Origin of the sequence: Herbiconiux sp. (genome assembly GCF_023264855.1) — a bacterium.
Taxonomy (GTDB): Bacteria; Actinomycetota; Actinomycetes; order Actinomycetales; family Microbacteriaceae; genus Herbiconiux.
In genome coordinates this window covers 1-15,940 of sequence record NZ_JAHFUW010000070.1, presented here as the reverse complement: position 1 = coordinate 15,940, position 15,940 = coordinate 1, and the positions used below count along the sequence as shown (strand labels likewise).

Genomic DNA, 15,940 nt, shown 5'->3' with positions numbered 1-15,940 from the left:
TCCGGAACCGCGGTGAGCCGCGTGCCGGGTGCCTCGGCCGCGAACACGCCCCAGGTGCTGGATGGGTCGACGCCCAGGTGCGCCAGCTCGGTCGGCGCGCTCGCCGGCCCGTGCAGCTCGGCGAGGATCGCCACGGCGTCGAGGTGCGGCTCGATCACCCGCGCGAGGGAGACGTCGGCGGCCGCGAGCGTGGCGAGCAACTCGAAGCGGCGGTGCGTCGCCCCCGCGGCCGGCAGCGGCACCTGCCCCGTGAGCCGGCGGGCGAGGGCGAGCCCGCCGTCGACCCCCGTCGCTCCGCGGACGCCGGCGGCCTCCGTAGCCGCGTCGGTCAGCGCCGCGAGCCCGGCGGCATCGGGATGCCCGGTGCCCGGCTCCGCGAGCGCCACGAGATCGAGATCGTGCAGGGAAACGCCCGTCATGATCCCGTCCACCCGTTCCGCATCGCCGTCCTGAGTTCATCGTGACCCTGCGCGGCCGATGCGCCAACCCCTTGACACCCTGCGCGGTCATCCGGGATCGCCGGATCCGCCGCTCGCCACCGGGAACGCGGAACCGCCCCCATCGTGTGACGGGGGCGGTTCGGAATCGAGCGGGAAATGCGTCGCCTAAGCGCGCACCTTCTTCATCGAACCCGATGAGATCTGCACGGTCATATCGACTCCTTCCGAAGGGGAGTGTTCATCACACACCCGATCCGCTCCGGAGTCAACCCCTGCGGAGCCGACGCGCCAGCAGGAGAACCAGCGCCCCGAGCAGCAGCACCGCGAGACTGCCCGGAATGGCGAGTCCCGGGGCGAAGCCCGTCGCGGCGAGACGGCCGGAGCCGGCCGGATCGGAGGAGCCCGCGGAGGCGCCGTCCGCCGCCAGCACGGTGAGGGTCTTCACCTGCGCCGGCGTGGACGGGTCGGCGAGGTTCGCCACGGCGATCACGACGGTGCCGGCCGAGGTCGGCGTGCCGCTCAGCTGGCCCGTGCGCGCATCCAGCGTGAGGCCGAGCAACGCCGGCATCCGGCGCTGCCCCTCGGGCGCCGCCGGGTCGGGGTCCAAGACGAGCGCGTTCTCACCAGGCTGCGTCACGGCCAGGCGGCCCACCTGCGCATCGGAGCCGAGGCTCACGACGGTCTGGGCCGAGTAGGCCGCGCCGACGGTGCCGACCGGAAGCGCGGCGTCGCTCAGCACCATCGGCACATCCGCCGTGGTGACCGTGTAGGCCTGGCTGTAATCGGACGTGCTGAGCACGAACCCGCTCGTGCCGTCCTGGGTCGGAGTCCCGCTGAGCGTTCCCGTGGAGGCGTCGAACGCGAGGCCGGGAGGGATGCTGCCGGCGAGCACCGGGGTGTCGCCCGCATCCGGCGCGATCAGCGTCTGGCTGAAGGCCTCGCCCACCGTGCCGGCGAGTGCCGGGGAGTCGGACAGCTGCGGCGGATCCTTCGCGAACACGCGCAGCGTGAAGTCGCGGGTGGTGACCGCGCCGCCGTCGGTCGGCGTGTCCGTGACCGTGAAGGTGATCTCCCCCGTCTCTCGGGGCGTGCCGGAGAGGATCCCATCGGCCGACAGGCGCAGTCCCTTCAGGGCGCCCTGGTCGGTCGTGAGCGACATCGCGGTGCCCGGCATGGTGACCACCTGCTGCGAGTAGGCGGTCTCGGTGTGCGCGTCGGGCAGCCAGCCCGCGAAGTTCGTGTCGAAGTGGGCGGGCGTCGGCACGGTCGCCGCCGCCACCTGCGCCTCGTGGTCGGCGACCACCCGGGCCGAGGCGAACCGCGAGCTGGGCCCCTCGTCGATCACGTAGGCGCCGATGTACAGGGTCTGGGTCGGGCTGTAGAACGACGGAAGCACGCGCAGGGTCGGGCCCGTCTCATCCGGGATCGGAACGCGGTTCGTCGTGCCCGCGAGCACCGTGTACCACTGGTAGCTGTACACCCGCGAGGTGTCGGTTCCCGTGTTCGACCAGGTTCCCGGGCACACCTTGAGCGTGCTGTTGACGATGCCGGGGGTGGCGACGTCGGGCGACTTGGCGGTGTCGCACGACTCGGTGCTGGTCACGATCGAGGGCCGCACGGTGTTCACCGACGCGGGCGAGGCGGTGCAGGACTTGTTCGAGTGGGTGGCGATCACCGAGTTGGTGAACTCGCCGTTGTCGACGGGCAGCGTGCTCACCGCGGTGAAGGTCCAGGCCATGTCGCCCTTGCTGACCGCCGGGATGTCCAGCCCCACCTTCCAGGTGCCGTCGAGCACGAGGCCCTGCGCCGACCAGGTGTTCATCAGCGTCATCCCGTCGCTGACCGTCTGCGACACCGTGAACTCGCGCGACACCGCCTCCGTGCTGGTCTCCACCCGGTTGCCGTTGATGGTGAACGAGGCGCCCTTGGTGACGGAGGCGATGTCGGCCTTGCCCACCTTCATCTCGGCGCTGAGGGTGAGCGAGAGCCCGATCCCCCACTCCACGGAGTGCTGACTGCTGACCGTGCTGGCCACCGTGAGGGTCTCGTCGCGCCCGCTCAGGTTCGTGCGCTTGGGCTCCACCTTGTCCTTGCTCGTGCCACAGCCGAGCACGAGCGGCGTGAGGGTTCCGAAGGTGAGTGACCGGCCGAACCCGGGGATCAGCCACTCACCGGTGGGGTCGTTGGCGAACTTGATCTGGCAGGGGGCCGCCTCGATGCTGGTGTCGGTGCCGCACTGGCGGGTGGCCCAGGTGACGGCGAGGTCGAGGATGGCCTGCCACTTCAGGGCGACATCACCCTCCCAGACCTCGTTCACGATACGGAAGTGCTGCTTCGGATCGGACGAGTCGCAGGGGGCCTGCTTTGCGTAGTCGTAGAAGCCGAGCGGCGACAGATCGGGCCGGTGCGGGAAGAGCCCGCCCTCGGGGCTGGCGAGGCACTGCTTTCCGGTCATGCTGACGATGCTGAACCACTGCCCGTCGGCCGCCGCCGCGTGATCGGCGTTCGCCACCGCCGTCGGGGTCTTGCTGGCCGGCACGAGGTAGAAGTCCTGCGACGGCTCGTACTTGCAGTCGTCGGGGTAGGCGAGGGTGCGCCAGGCCTTGAACCCGTCCTCGGCCCAGGTGTCGAGGCAGTACTGGTCGAGCTCGATCTTGATGCGGCCGTCGGATCCGGAGTCGATCTTCACGGTCTTGCCCGGGCGCCGCCCGCCACTGTCGGGCGAGGCCTGCACCTGCAGCAGCACCTCCTTCAGCACGTCGATCCGGCCGACACCGGTCGTGGGCGCCGGGGCCACCACGGGGCCGGCCGTCACGGCACCGACGGTCGAGGCAGAGGCGGTCGCGGGGGAGGCGGATGCGGCAGCGGCGACACCACCCGTGAGGGCCACCACGGCGCACACGGCCACGGCCACCCCTCTCACCAGAGAGCGGGCGGCCCGCGGGGAGCGGAGGGAAGGGATTCGCATGGCGGGCATCCTCGAGTCGGCTGTGCTCCGCTCGGGCAGCGGCGCTCCCAGGGTGCCACGGCCCTCTCGCGCCGTACACGCACCGGGCACCCCCCGTTCGATCCGCTGCGCCGGACGGATCGCGTCGGCCCGGGCCGGGTCGCGGATGCTGCGCCCGGGTCAGGCGAGCTCGGTCTGCACGAGCAGACGGCCCGCCCGCAGGTCGACGGTGTGCGGGCCGAGCTGCACGAAGAGCGGCCACGCCGCGGGATCGATGGGGCGGTGATCGGTGTCGGCGAGCGAGAAGACGACCGAGGGCCTCGGCCGTGCGTCATGCAGCGGGGCCGCCGGCCCCGCCCCCGACGGCAGGAAGGCGAGCTCGAGCGCCGGCGAGACGGCCGACCCCGATTCCGGAGCCGCCGCCACGCACAGCCACACCAGGGCGAGCAGCGTGCGCCGCTGCTCGGGCTGCAGGTCCGCTGCGAGCACGGCGGGGTCGTTCACCCGCACGGTGCGGCTGAGGTGCCCGGATTCGGTGACCGCGATCTGCAGCCAGGACTGCTCGTGATCGGCCATCAGCGCCTGTCGCAGCTGATCGCCGAGCGCCCGCGCGTCGGCCGCCGTCGCCGCGTCGATCGCGCGGCCGGCGGGCATCCGCGCGACCGTGGCGAGCAGCTGCTCCGCGTCGGCATCCATCCGCCGCAGCTCGGAGACGGCGAGCACGCCGTGCCCCACGGCGGGAGCCGCCACGAGACTGTCGGCCACCGCATGGTCGATCACACGGCCGACGTGCCGGTCGATCACCTGGATCATCGAGATGCCGGCCAGCACCGGGGCGAGTCCGAGCAGCACCGCGGTGACGCAGGCCGAGAGGCTCTCCGCGCCGAGGGTCGCGCCCGTGACGATCAGAGCCACGCCGCCTGCCGCGAGCACCCAGGCGCCCTCGAGGCTGCGCCGCAACGGCTGATGCGGGAGGCTCGCGAACAGGCAGCCGCCGAAACCGATCGTGGCCGTGGGGTACAGCAGCGTCGATTCGCTGTCGGCCAGGAACCCCGCGAGGTCGAGCCCGAGGGACGCGACGCCCACGGCCAGCACCGCGTACGACACGCGGGCCGAGAGCACGCCGCCACTCCGGCGGGCGGCCAGCACCACCAGGGCGAACGCGACCGCGAGCAGCACCCAGGCGAGCGCGGTCAGGGCCCGTGCGGGCTCGTCCGTCCACGACCAGGCCAGGGAGGCGAGACCGCGCACCATCAGCAGGCCGCCGATGATCGCGAAGCCGAGGCCGAGGTGGCCGGCGCTGACGTTCCGGTCCTGCCGCAGACGGGCGCGCAGGCGGCCGAGAGCGGCGGAGCCGGCTCGGTTCGAGCGGGCGAGCTGGTCGAGTGAGGCGCTGAGCGCGCTCATCGGGGCACCTCCAGCAGCACTGTGGTGCCCCGGCCGGGCGAGGAGAAGATGCGGGCCGAGCCGCCGGCCGCGCGCATCCGGGCCTCCACGGACTGGGCGATGCCCAGCCGGCCGGGGGGCACGCGTTTGCGCTCGAAGCCGACGCCGCTGTCGGTCACCACGGCGCGCACGGCTGCCTCGTGCCGGCTCACGGTCACTTCGGCGCGCTGCTCCCCCGAGTGCCGACGCACGTTCTCGAGGCACTCGGCCACGGCCCGCACCAGCGCCTCGCGGGGGGCGGGCGCCGCGTCGAACACGCGATCTCCGTGCCAGTCGACCGTGAAGGCGTGGGTGGTGCACCAGGCGTCGACCCCGGCCCACGGATCGGCGAGGGACGGGGCCGCACCGATCGAGGCCTGCGACCCGCTGCCGCTCCCGGACCCGGTTCCGCGCTCGCTGCCGCCGCCGTTCCCGTGCTCGCTCTCGCTCGCGCTCTCGTCGAGGCTGCCGCCGGCGGCGGCGACGGCCTGCCCCTCCCCGCCCTCGCCGGCACCCCCGGCACGCAGCTGCGCGAGCAGTGCGCTGTCCGCCGCGGCCTGTGCGCGCAACGCGGCGGCGTCCACCCCGCGCCCTTGGTGGGCGATCAGCGTGAGCGTGGCGAGCACGGTGTCGTGCATCATCCGGGCGCCGTAGCGCAGCTCGGCCTCGGCCTCGGTGGAGCGGCGTTCCTCGGCGAACCCCTGCCGGAGCCGCTGCCGGCCGAGCTCGGCGCCGCGTTCGCTGCGCGCCAGCCAGATGCCCGCACAGGCCATTCCCGCCCAGCCGCCCACGATGGCCAGCACCACGAACGCCACCCGGCCGAACGGTGCGGTGGCGATCGCCGCGATCGCGATCACCGGCAGCATCGCCACGGTCGCGATCACCGGCAGCTCCCGGCGGTGCCCGAATGCCACGAGCAGCGAGGCGATGGTCGCCGACGCGATGGTGGTGGCGGTGGAGACCGTCGACGGGCTGTCGACCGCTGCGCCCGGAAGCAGGAAGGCGGCCAGCGCGAGCAGGCCGGCGGCGTAGGTGATGCCGGCCCACAGCATCCCGTGCCGGCTGGGCAGCTGCGAGAAGCCGACGATCACCACCACGAGGGCCGCCAGCACCGGCAGGTACATGCCGGTGCGGGACAGCCCGGGGATGACGAGGTTCAGCGCGGAGGCGACGGCGAACACGATCCCGAAGCGGCGGGCGCAGACCATGCCCAGCCGTCCCCGTTCCGCGGACTCGGGCGTCGCCCCCGCAGGCGACGGCCTGAGGATGCTCACCTGCAGGACTCTCGGCTGACGTCGGTGCGGCTCACGAGTACGAAGATAGCCGCTGGCCTAGGCTTGTCCAGACCCGATCTCCAGACAGCCGGCACCCGAACCGGACGGAAGGACGTGACGAGAGTGGCTGCAGTGACGAATCAGCGCGCCGGCCGCATCCGCCTGGCCCTCGTCGACGACCACCGGATGCTGCTCTCCGCGCTCTCCGGCTGGATCACGGGCGCGGCCCCCGACATCGCCGTGGTGGCCGCCGTGACGACCTGGACCGATTTGCTCGCGCATCCGGAGTTCCCCGTGCAGGTGGTGCTGCTGGATCTCGACCTGAAGGACGAGCTGCCGATCTCGGTCAAGCTGCGCGCCCTCGAGACCGCGGGGGTGAAGACCGTGGTGATGAGCACCTACTCCGAGCCGGTGGTGGTGCGCGAGGCCCTCGCCGGCGGGGCGAGCGGCTACCTCGTGAAGAGCGAGAGCGCCGACACGATCGTGCTGGCCGTGCGCGCGGCGTTGGCCGGCGAGCGCTTCCTCTCACCGCGACTCGGGATGCAGTTGGAGAGCGTGCGCGCGATGCCCGAGCTCTCGGCCCAGGAGCGCCAGGTGATGGCGCTCTACGCCGGCGGCGAGTCGGCCAAGCGCATCGCCACGCAGCTCGGCATCACCGAGTACACGGCCAAGGCCGATCTGCGACGCATCCGCCTGAAGTACCGCACCGCGGGCATCGACGTGAGCTCGAAGGTCACCATCCGCACCCAGGCCATCCTCGACGGGCTCATCGTGCCGGGGGAGGATCGGCCGAGCGGATCGTGGTGACCACGTCGGCGAGCTGCGGATCGCGCGGCGCCGAGCCGAAGCCGAACCGCACGGGCGGGTCGAGCGCGGCGAAAGCGCCGAGGTGGCGCCCGTCGAACGCCGCCTCCGCCCAGGCGATCTCGCGCAGCGCGGTCACGCCGTAGTACTCCCGGCGTCCGCCGCCGGCCGTGCCCGCGGTGTGCACTCCCGGCATCAGCCGGGAGGCGAGGGGATCCAGCGCCGCCAGCCAGCGGGGGTCGGTCGCCAGCGGGCGCGGCACCGAGCGCAGCAGCCTGCCGAGGGCGGTGACGGCGCCGATGCGCAGGCGCGCGTGGAAGAAGGGCGCGGATGCACCCGATCCGCCCGCGACCACCTCGAGTCCGCCCTCGATGCGCCGGCTGCGCACTGGGAGCACCCGCACCTCGTCGAAGGTGTACGTGGCGGCGATGTAGTCGGCCACGTCGTCGCGTGGTGCCAGCAGCATCCGATGCCCGGCCACGTCTTCGAGCATCACGTCGGCGAACGCCCCCAGAGGCGAGTCGTGCCACATCCCGATCACCACGCGCATGCCCTCGGAGGTGCCGAACCCCGCGATCCGCCCCGAGAAGCGCTCGTCCCTGGAGCGGGAGCCACGCATCAGCGGCCCACCCGCCGGTCGGGCTCGGTCTGCGCGCGCACGTGGATGCGCTCGCCGTCGCGGTTGAAGATGCACATCAGCTCGACCTCCTCGCCGTCGGCGCTGCCCAGCCAGTGCGGCACCCGGGTGGCGAACTCGGCGGCCTCGCCCGCGCGCAGCACCAGGTCGTGCTCGCCGAGCAGCAGTCGCAGCCGCCCTTTCAAGACGTACACCCATTCGAAGCCGTCGTGCACGCGCAGCGAGGGCTCCTCGACCTTGGCCGGCAGGATCATCCGCACCGCCTGGTTCTGCGACGACTCCCCCGAGAGCTGGTGCATGATCCGCCCGTCGGAGCGCACCGTGCGCGAGTGCACCCGGGGGTCGGGAACGGCGTCGCTGACCAGTTCGTCGATCGAGGTCTCGAGGGCTGCGGCGAGCGGGATGAGCAGTTCGAGGTTGGGCTGGCGCTTGCCGGCCTCCAGGCGCGAGATCGTGCTGGCCGAGATGCCGGTCGTCGCGCTCAGCTCGGCGAGCGTGAGGGCGCGGTCGAGCCGGGCGGCGCGCAGGCGGGCGCCGATCCGCTCGGCGGTCGGTGCCGTCGGAGTGTGTGCCGTCGCCGTATGGGCCGTCGAGGCGTGTGCCATATTGCCATTTCAGCACAGATGTTTGCCGATTCATACCCGCGCCGCGAGGCTGGAGTCATGACCGAAGACATCGTGAACGAACAGCCCTGGGACGTCATCATCGTGGGAGGGGGCGCCGCCGGACTGAATGCCGCCCTGGTGCTCGCCCGTGCCCGCCGCCGCGTGATCGTGGTCGACGCGGGCGCACCGCGCAACCGCTTCGCCGCGCACATGCACGGCTTCCTCACCCGTGACGGAATGTCCCCCCTCGAGCTGCTCGAGCTCGGCCGCGCCGAGGTGCTCGGCTATGGCGCCACCATCCTGTCCGGCCGCGCCGTCACCGCCACGGGCGAAGCCGGCGCCTTCGAGGTGACGGTCGAGCCGGCCGGCGATCCGGATGCCACCACTCCCATCCGCGAAACCGGCACCCCGGCCATCACCGCCACCCGCACCCTGCGCGCCCGCCGCCTCCTCATCGCCACCGGCCTCCGCGACGAGCTCCCCGCGATCCCCGGTCTCGCCGAGCAATGGGGCACAGGCGCGGTCGCCTGCCCTTATTGCGACGGCTGGGAGTCGCGCGACAAGCGGATCGGTGTGCTCACCACCTCGCCCATGAGCGCCCACCAGGCCACTCTCGTGCGCCAGTGGAGCGCCGACATCACCGTCATCGGCACCGCCGTGACCGACTTCGCCCCCGAGATCCGGGCCGGCCTGGAAGCCCGAGGCACCCGGGTCATCCCCACCCCCGTCGCCGAGGTCCTGTCCGACACCGAGGGCACCCTCACCGGCGTCGCCCTCGCCGACGGCACCACCGTCCCGCTGGACACCCTCTTCGTCGGCTCCCGCCTTACCCCCAACGACGACCTCCTGCACCAGCTCGGCGCCGCCACCACCGACACCCCCATGGGCCCCTGGACAGCCTCCGACCCCACCGGCCTCACCTCGGTCCCGGGCCTCTACGTGGCCGGCAACTCCGCCACGGCCCACCTCCTGGTGATCGCAGCAGCAGCCTCCGGCCTAACAGCCGCCACAGTAATAAACGCCGACCTCGTAACCACCGAAACCCAGGAAGCCGTCGCAGCCCACTCCCTCTCCCCCAAGTCGGCCTAGCTCACGCCCCGTACAACGCAGCCTTCGGGTGTGGGATTCGACTCCGGCCGCCTTTGAGCTCCGCTCAATCCTAAGGCCGGAGTCGAATCCCACACCCGAAGGCGTCCCCAGACCTACCCCTGAGCGATGACCGACACCTCGTTCCACTTCTCCCAAGTAGCAATCCGAGACTCGTAATCCGCCTTCGCGATCCCCAGAGGAGCCGTCCCGAAGAACACCCGCAGCGGCGGCTCCTCCGCATCCACGATCCGAAGGATCGCGGCAGCCGACGCCTCAGGGTCGCCCGGAGTCGCGTTGCGCTGCTTGCGCCCCTCGGCGACCTTCTCGTGCAGCTCGGCGTACGCCTCGAGCGGCTCGGACGTCTTCGACGACGACCCGCTCCAGTCGGTGCTGAACCCGCCGGGTTCGATCAGCGTGACGTGGATGCCGAACCCCTCCACCTCCTGCGCGAGCGACTGCGAGAAGCCCTCGAGCGCCCACTTCGAGGCGTGGTAGATGCCGACCAAGGGGAAGGCCGAGATGCCGCCGATGGAGGACACCTGGATGATGTGGCCGCTGCCCTGCGCGCGCAGGTACGGCAGTGCGGCCTGCGTGACCCACAGCGCACCGAAGACGTTGGTCTCGAGCTGGGCGCGGGCTTCGTCTTCGGTGATCTCCTCGACGAAGCCGAAGTGGCCGTATCCGGCGTTGTTGACGACGATGTCCAGGCGGCCGAACCGCTCGTGCGCTTCGGCCACGGCGGCGAAGTCGGCCGCGCGGTCGGTCACGTCGAGCTTCAGCGGCAGGATGCGGTCGCCGTACTTCTCGACCAGGTCGTCGAGCGAGGCGGTGTCGCGGGCGGTCGCCGCCACGCTGTCGCCGCGCTCGAGGGCGGCGATCGCCCACTCCCGGCCGAAGCCGCGGGACGTTCCGGTGATGAACCAGACCTTCTGAGTCATGTGAGTCCTTTCGAACGGATGCCGGCGGTCAGTCGCCGCCGACTCCAGCATCAACCCCACGGGGCCTCGACCGCTTCCCCGATTCCGTTCACATCAGCCAACTACCAGGCGGCCGCGCGCTCCCGGCCCCACGCTCGGCTCATCCGCCCGGCCCGTGCCTGGCCCGCCCCGTTCTGGGGTGACCGGCGGCCGATCCAGCGCACCGGCCCGCCAATACACTGACCGGGAAGCGAGGGGGAGGCCATGGCGGGAACACCCGGAACTGCGGGCACGAGCACGGCGGCGCGGCTGCCGAACCGGCGCCTGCTGATCGCCATCCTGATCGGGGTCATCCCGCTCAGCCAGTTCCCGATCGACGTCTACACGCCGGCGATCCCGCACATGGTGCGGGAGCTCGACAGCACCAACGCCCTCATCCAGAACTCGGTCTCGGCCTATGTGCTCGGCATGAGCCTGGGCCTGCTGCCGGTGGGGATCATCGCCGACGCCCGGGGCCGCAAGCCCACCCTGCTGGTGTGCCTGGCGCTGCTCATGCTCACGAGCCTCGGTATCGCGGCGACGTCGGAGGTGTGGCTGCTGCTCGTGCTGCGCTTCGTGCAGGGGATCGGCGGATGCGCGTGCATGGTCGTGATCTACGCCATCGCGGCCGACACCTCGCGTGGCCCCCAGCTCACCTCCCTCTCCGGCTGGCTCGGCGCCTCCTGGGGCCTGGCGCCGGTGATCGCGCCGTCGATCGGCGGGGCGCTGGTGCAGTTCACCTCGTGGCGGGCCATCTTCGTGCTGGTCGCGGTGCTGGCGGTGATCGCGGGCCTGGTGGTGTGGCGGCTGCTGCCGGAGACGCTGGACCCGGCGAAGGCGGCACCGATCCGGCCCCGGGCGATCGGCGGTGTGCTCGCGGGCGCTCTGCGTCAGCGCCTGTTCGTGGGGCTCACGCTGGTGTTCGCGGTGTTCGCGACGGCCCAGCTGCTGTTCGGCGTGGTGGCGCCGCTGTTGTACGAGAACCAGCTCGGCATACCGCCGGTGGCCTACGGGGCGTTCGCGCTGCTGGTGGGGGCGGCGAACCTCGCCGGCGAGCTCGCCACCGGCTCGTTGTCGACCCGGATCCCGGCGCGCACCCTCGGCTTCGCGGGCTTCGCCGCCTTCGCGGTCGGAACCGGCATCCTGCTCGTCAGCGGCCTGACGGTGGGCCCCGATCTGCTGCTGATCACTCTCGGCGGCATGTTCGTGATGCTCGGCTGCGGCGCGCTCTGCCCGCTCGCCTACGGTCTGGCGCTGGGACTGTTCGACCGCAACCTGGGCCTGGTCGGCGGCCTCACGAGTGCGGTCTGCTACCTCGTGGTGGCCGTCACGATGGGTGCGGCGGCCGGCCTCCCCGACGACAGCCAGACCCCGCTCGCGCTGGTCTACGTGGCCTGCGTGATCGTCGGCGCGCTGCTGCTCGTGCTCTGCCTGCCCAAGAACGCCCGCGCCCCGCACGCCACCCCCGCCTGAGGCCTCGCCGAGCGTCGGGTGGGCGTGCACGGAGGTGCAACCGGGAGTCGGCCGAGAGCACGAGCGGCGGCGGAGGGCCGGGCGTACGGTGAAGACCGTTCGTACCGAAGGAGAATCCCATGCCCAAGCCCCTCGTCTTCCTCGTGGTCACCGCCGTCGGCGTGACCGCCTATGTGCTCGGCTCCAAGGCCGGCACCTCCCGGTACAAGGAGATCAGCCACACCGCCAAGAAGCTGTGGGACGACCCGGCCGTCAAGAAGGCCCGCGCCAAGACCTACAAGCACGCCGAGAAGGCCGCCAAGAAGGCGGCGAAGAAGCTGGGCGTCTAGCCCACCTCGGGCCGCCGCACGAACTCGGCGAATTCGTCGAGCACCTCGGCGCGGCGGCTCACCACGATGAAGTGCCCTTCGCCCGGGTACGACCTGAGCCGGGCATCCGGAAGCCGCTCGACGAGCCGTTCCGCCCAGGCGGCGGGAATGAGCTTGTCGGCACCGCCCTGATGCACCGCGATGGGAACCCGCACCTCCTCGAGCCGGAACCCCCACGGCCCCACGAAGGCGTGATACTCCTCCACCCCGCCCCGAGCATCCGCCATTCCGTCGGCGACGGCACCCGCGAACCAGGCCGACTCGCCCCGCAGGATGGCGGCGTCACTGGCGTCCAGCGCACGCCCCGAGACGCGTGCCACGAATCGCGGGAAGCGCCGCGAGAGCACGCGGCTCGCGGCGAACATCGCCCGCGCCACGAAGGGCACCCGGGCCGAGAGACGGGCCATCGTGGCATCCGTGCGGTTCAGCTCGGCGAAGGTCGCGGGATCGTCGAGCGGCAGCGCGCCCGCCACCACCACGACCCGCGTCACCCGCTCGGGGAACGCGTGCCCCACGGCGAGCGCGTATTGCCCGCCCTCCGACCAGCCGGTCACGCCGAAGCGGGCGACATCCAGACCGGATCGCTCCAGGTGGTGCAGCAGGGCGGCGAGGTCGTCGCGCACCCAGTCACGCATCCGGTGCCCGGGCCGGCGCGAGGTTCCGCCGATTCCGGGGCGGTCGGGCGAGACCAGCGCGATGCCGCGTTCGCGGGCCTCGGCGTCGGCGATCGCGGCATCCAGCCCGCTCATCAGCCCGCCGTGGCAGCTGATCACCACGAAGCCCCGCGGATCCCCGAAGACCCGATAGGCGACACGGCGCCCGTCGTCGAGGGTGATGGAGTGTAGGGACGCCACGCTCTGCACGATACAGCCGTTGGCCGAAGAGTGACGCCCCGCGGATCGCGGCGGGCCGTCGCTACAGTGGGGGCAGGCGCGGAGGCCTCCACGCCGAGCGACGAAGGGATGCAGGATGAGCACGGTCGACGATGTGAACGGGATCCTCGGCGAGGCCGATCTGCAGATGAACGAGGGCAAGGCCTCGGTGCTGCACCGGCTGAACGTCGACCCGCGCTGGTCGATCGCCGACAAGAACTTCGAGGCCATCGCGCAGGCGTTCCAGCTGATGGCGGAGCGCATCGACGAGCTCGAAGCGAAGCTCGCCGCGCGTTGAGCCCGCACCGGGCCGGGCGCGCCGCCGCCACCCGCAGCGCCCCGCCCCGCCCCGACTCGGCTCAGGTCGCGAGCAGGCGCGCCCGCTGCTCGTCGACGTCGTAGTCGGCCTCTGGCCACTCGAGATCCATCGCCGTCAGCGCCTCCTCGAGCAGTTGCTGCACGGCGAGCGAGGAGTACCACTTGCGGTCGGCCGGAACCACGTGCCACGGCGCCCAGGCCGTGTTGGTCGCGGCGAACGCGGCCTCGTAGGCCTCCTGGAACCGCGGCCAGAGCGCACGGTCGTCGACGTCGCCCGGGTTGAACTTCCAGTGCTTGTCCGAACGGTCCAGCCGCCGCAGCAGCCGGTTCTTCTGCTCGTCCCGGCCCAGGTGCAGGAACACCTTCAGCACCGTCGTGCCCGAGTCGGTCAGGGTCTTCTCGAAGGCGTTGATCTGGGCGTACCGCTCGGTGATCGCCTCGGCGGAGAGGCTGCCGTGCACCCTCGGCACCAGCACGTCTTCGTAGTGCGAGCGGTCGAACACGCCGATGTGGCCGGCCGCCGGCAGCTGCTTCTCGATGCGCCAGAGGAACGGATGCGCGAGCTCCTCCTCGGTCGGCTTCTTGAAGGCGTGGTGCGCGATGCCCTGCGGGTCGACCGATCCGGCCACCCGCTTGACGACCCCGCCCTTGCCGGCCGTGTCCATGCCCTGCAGCACGATCAGCACCGAGCGCTCGCCGCCGAACAGGCTGGCCGCGAAGAGCTTCTCCTGCAGCTTGGCCAGCGAGCGCGCGGACCCGTCGAAGAGCTCTTCGCCCGCCTCCTTGTCGATGGCACCGGGAGTGCTCCCCGTGGGGATCCCGGCGAGCTCGAGCGGGGTGACGGCGCGCAGCCGATCGCTCCAGGTGGTCTGGGAGGCGGAATGCTTTGTCACACGGTTCTCCTCGGTTCGATTCGGGGGGCGGTGGTCGCGATGGCGACGGCACTCATCCGCTCTCGCCCTCCAGCGAGCCGCCGATGACGTCTTGCAGTCCGATCAGCTCGGATCCTTCGGAGGCCGGATCGCTCGTGGTGATCAGCCAGCGGTTGCCCACCAGGAACGGCTGCGGCTCGCTGCTCGCGGCCGAGCGCGCGACCACCGCCTCGACCCCGGTCTGGTCGGGGAAGACGAAGATGCCGATCATCGATTCCTGACACCAGCCGCCGGTTCCGGCGTCGAGCGTGGCGGCGGTCCAGGTGGTGCAGGGGTAACCCTGGCTGACCGTCTGACGCAGCTGCTCGACGGTGTACGCGGGAAGGGCGGGGGTCGGCTCGGGCGGCGCGGCCGGCACCGAGGTGGTGCGCACGTCGGTGGAGGCGCCGGGCGAGGCGGACGGCGCATCCGCATCCGTCGCCGTCCCGGCAGTGCAGCCCGTCAGGGCGAGGGCTGTCGCCAGAGCGGCGACGGCGAACGCGGCGTGAGCACGCGTGCGGCCTCCGGGCGCACCCATCACAGCGCCTTCGCCAGGTTGATCGCGGTCGTCTCGTAGCCCAGCGAGCGGTAGAGCCCCTGCGCCACGGCGTTGTGCCCGAACACGTTCAGGCCGAGCTTCACGGCGCCGTTCGCCCGGGCCACCTCCTCGGCGAGCAGCATGGCCGCCCGGCCGATCCCCCGGCCGCGGTGCTCCGGGTCGATCTCGATGTCGAAGACCCACCAGTCGCGCGGATGCTCGGGGTCGAAGGGCCCGAGCCAGAGCGAGCCGACCGGATGCCCGTCTTCCAGCACCCGCAGCACCTGCTGCCCCTCGGCGGGCCGGCCGTCGGGGAAGAACTGCTCATTCGACTGGGCGGCGCGCTTCTCGGCGTACTCGGGCGAGTCGCCCGCCTCGATGCGCTCCCGCCGGTACTCCGCGTTGCTGCGCGTGATGAACGCGGGCCACTCCGCGGGCTCCAGCAGCTGCACCGTCACAGTCATGGGGGCGACCTTACTCCTCGTCGGCATCCGGATGGGAGGCGCTGTCCCAGCGCACCGCACCCCGGCCCGTCTCGCCCAGCACGTCGCCGGGATTGCGCAGTCCGCAGGTGGCCAGGCTCAGGCAGCCGCAGCCGATGCAGCCGTCCAGCTCGCTGCGCAGGTGCTGCAGGTCGGCGATCCGGGCATCCAGTTCGCGGCGCCAGCGGGCCGAGATGCGCACCCAGTCGGCGCGGGTGGGGGTGCGGGCATCCGGCAGCGATTCCAGCGCCGCCCGGATCTCGGCGAGCGAGATGCCGACCCGCTGGGAGGTGCGGATGAACGCGATGCGCCGCAGCACGTCGCGGCGGTAGCGGCGCTGGTTGCCGGCGGTGCGCTCGGAGGCGATCAGCCCGTTCTGCTCGTAGAAGCGCAGGGCGGAGACCGAGGTGCCGCTGCGTTCTGCGAGCTGGCCGATGGCGAGCAGGTTACGGCCTGGGTCCAAGCTGGGCATACGGTGTCATCTCCTTGACCTCGACTGTACTTGAGGTTCTACGGTGGAGTCATGACTGAGTACACTCTGCCGGAACTTCCGTACGACTACGCCGCTCTCGAGCCCCACATCTCGGGCAAGATCATGCAGCTGCACCACGACAAGCACCACACCACCTACGTCGCCGGCGCCAACACCGCGCTGACCTCCCTCGCCGAGGCCCGCGAGACCGGCAACCTCGCCAACGTCAACAAGCTCGAGAAAGACCTCGCCTTCAACCTCGGCGGCCACGTCAACCACTCGATCTTCTGGACCAACCTCACCCCCGACACCCAGACCCCCGAAGGCGA

The 15,940-nt window shown here is 71.8% G+C and carries 16 protein-coding genes and 2 pseudogenes; 6 read left to right on the top strand and 12 right to left on the bottom strand.

The window, feature by feature from the left end:
* The 4 genes and pseudogenes from Q0D75_RS19630 to Q0D75_RS19615 all read right to left on the bottom strand — a co-directional run.
* A pseudogene (locus tag Q0D75_RS19630) lies at window positions 1–419 on the bottom strand (hypothetical protein); the annotation flags it as partial.
* Between the two features lie 286 nt (window positions 420–705).
* Complete coding sequence (locus Q0D75_RS19625) at window positions 706–3,408, bottom strand: putative Ig domain-containing protein (RefSeq protein ID WP_291057326.1); 2,703 nt, start codon at window positions 3,406–3,408, stop codon at window positions 706–708.
* Window positions 3,409–3,567: 159 nt separating this feature from the next.
* Window positions 3,568–4,794 carry a hypothetical protein gene (locus Q0D75_RS19620; protein ID WP_291057324.1) on the bottom strand — a complete coding sequence of 409 codons (1,227 nt, stop codon included), beginning with the start codon at window positions 4,792–4,794 and terminating at the stop codon, window positions 3,568–3,570.
* The gene (locus tag Q0D75_RS19615; protein ID WP_291057322.1) at window positions 4,791–6,086 is read right to left on the bottom strand and encodes an ATP-binding protein; all 1,296 of its coding nucleotides are present in this window, start codon (window positions 6,084–6,086) and stop codon (window positions 4,791–4,793) included. The genes Q0D75_RS19620 and Q0D75_RS19615 overlap by 4 nt, the downstream gene beginning before the upstream one ends.
* A gap of 132 nt (window positions 6,087–6,218) precedes the next feature.
* Between Q0D75_RS19615 and Q0D75_RS19610 the strand changes: the two genes are divergently transcribed.
* Window positions 6,219–6,893 (top strand): response regulator transcription factor, encoded by a 675-nt coding sequence (locus Q0D75_RS19610; protein WP_291057320.1) that lies wholly within the window; start codon window positions 6,219–6,221, stop codon window positions 6,891–6,893.
* Here the strand turns inward: Q0D75_RS19610 and Q0D75_RS19605 are convergent.
* Both Q0D75_RS19605 and Q0D75_RS19600 read right to left on the bottom strand, forming a co-directional pair.
* Window positions 6,853–7,509: a hypothetical protein gene (locus tag Q0D75_RS19605; protein ID WP_291057318.1), complete on the bottom strand. Its 657-nt coding sequence runs from the start codon at window positions 7,507–7,509 to the stop codon at window positions 6,853–6,855. The genes Q0D75_RS19610 and Q0D75_RS19605 overlap by 41 nt on opposite strands.
* A complete protein-coding gene (locus Q0D75_RS19600) occupies window positions 7,509–8,132 on the bottom strand; it encodes an XRE family transcriptional regulator (protein ID WP_291057316.1) in 624 nt (207 codons plus the stop codon). The genes Q0D75_RS19605 and Q0D75_RS19600 overlap by 1 nt, the downstream gene beginning before the upstream one ends.
* A gap of 57 nt (window positions 8,133–8,189) precedes the next feature.
* On the opposite strand from Q0D75_RS19600, the gene Q0D75_RS19595 reads away from it, so the two are divergent.
* The gene (locus tag Q0D75_RS19595; RefSeq protein ID WP_291057314.1) at window positions 8,190–9,221 is read left to right on the top strand and encodes an NAD(P)/FAD-dependent oxidoreductase; all 1,032 of its coding nucleotides are present in this window, start codon (window positions 8,190–8,192) and stop codon (window positions 9,219–9,221) included.
* 113 nt (window positions 9,222–9,334) lie between these two features.
* Here Q0D75_RS19595 and Q0D75_RS19590 read toward each other — a convergent pair whose 3' ends face one another.
* A complete protein-coding gene (locus Q0D75_RS19590) occupies window positions 9,335–10,159 on the bottom strand; it encodes an SDR family oxidoreductase (RefSeq protein WP_291057312.1) in 825 nt (274 codons plus the stop codon).
* Window positions 10,160–10,402: 243 nt separating this feature from the next.
* Between Q0D75_RS19590 and Q0D75_RS19585 the strand changes: the two genes are divergently transcribed.
* Both Q0D75_RS19585 and Q0D75_RS19580 read left to right on the top strand, forming a co-directional pair.
* The gene (locus Q0D75_RS19585; RefSeq protein ID WP_291057310.1) at window positions 10,403–11,650 is read left to right on the top strand and encodes a multidrug effflux MFS transporter; all 1,248 of its coding nucleotides are present in this window, start codon (window positions 10,403–10,405) and stop codon (window positions 11,648–11,650) included.
* A gap of 119 nt (window positions 11,651–11,769) precedes the next feature.
* Window positions 11,770–11,979 (top strand): hypothetical protein, encoded by a 210-nt coding sequence (locus Q0D75_RS19580; protein WP_291057308.1) that lies wholly within the window; start codon window positions 11,770–11,772, stop codon window positions 11,977–11,979.
* Here Q0D75_RS19580 and Q0D75_RS19575 read toward each other — a convergent pair.
* Entirely contained in the window at window positions 11,976–12,872 is an 897-nt protein-coding gene (locus Q0D75_RS19575) for an alpha/beta hydrolase (protein WP_291057306.1), read from the bottom strand. The genes Q0D75_RS19580 and Q0D75_RS19575 overlap by 4 nt on opposite strands.
* Before the next feature lie 115 nt (window positions 12,873–12,987).
* Between Q0D75_RS19575 and Q0D75_RS19570 the strand changes: the two genes are divergently transcribed.
* On the top strand, window positions 12,988–13,188 hold the full coding sequence (locus Q0D75_RS19570; RefSeq protein ID WP_291057304.1) for a hypothetical protein: 201 nt from the start codon (window positions 12,988–12,990) through the stop codon (window positions 13,186–13,188).
* A 61-nt stretch (window positions 13,189–13,249) separates the two neighbouring features.
* Here the strand turns inward: Q0D75_RS19570 and Q0D75_RS19565 are convergent, their stop codons facing one another.
* Genes Q0D75_RS19565 through soxR form a run of 4 tightly spaced genes read right to left on the bottom strand, consistent with a single transcriptional unit; the run spans window position 13,250 to window position 15,611 of the window.
* Window positions 13,250–14,101, bottom strand: a complete 852-nt coding sequence (locus Q0D75_RS19565; protein WP_291057302.1) for a PPK2 family polyphosphate kinase — start codon at window positions 14,099–14,101, stop codon at window positions 13,250–13,252.
* Window positions 14,102–14,153: 52 nt separating this feature from the next.
* Complete coding sequence (locus Q0D75_RS19560; protein ID WP_291057300.1) at window positions 14,154–14,657, bottom strand: hypothetical protein; 504 nt, start codon at window positions 14,655–14,657, stop codon at window positions 14,154–14,156.
* The gene (locus Q0D75_RS19555; protein WP_291057298.1) at window positions 14,657–15,121 is read right to left on the bottom strand and encodes a GNAT family N-acetyltransferase; all 465 of its coding nucleotides are present in this window, start codon (window positions 15,119–15,121) and stop codon (window positions 14,657–14,659) included. Before Q0D75_RS19555 ends, Q0D75_RS19560 begins: the two co-directional genes overlap by 1 nt.
* A gap of 10 nt (window positions 15,122–15,131) precedes the next feature.
* Window positions 15,132–15,611 (bottom strand): redox-sensitive transcriptional activator SoxR, encoded by a 480-nt coding sequence (gene soxR / locus Q0D75_RS19550; protein WP_291057296.1) that lies wholly within the window; start codon window positions 15,609–15,611, stop codon window positions 15,132–15,134.
* A gap of 51 nt (window positions 15,612–15,662) precedes the next feature.
* Here soxR and Q0D75_RS19545 point away from each other — a divergent pair.
* Window positions 15,663–15,940 (top strand): annotated as a pseudogene (locus tag Q0D75_RS19545) (superoxide dismutase); the annotation flags it as partial.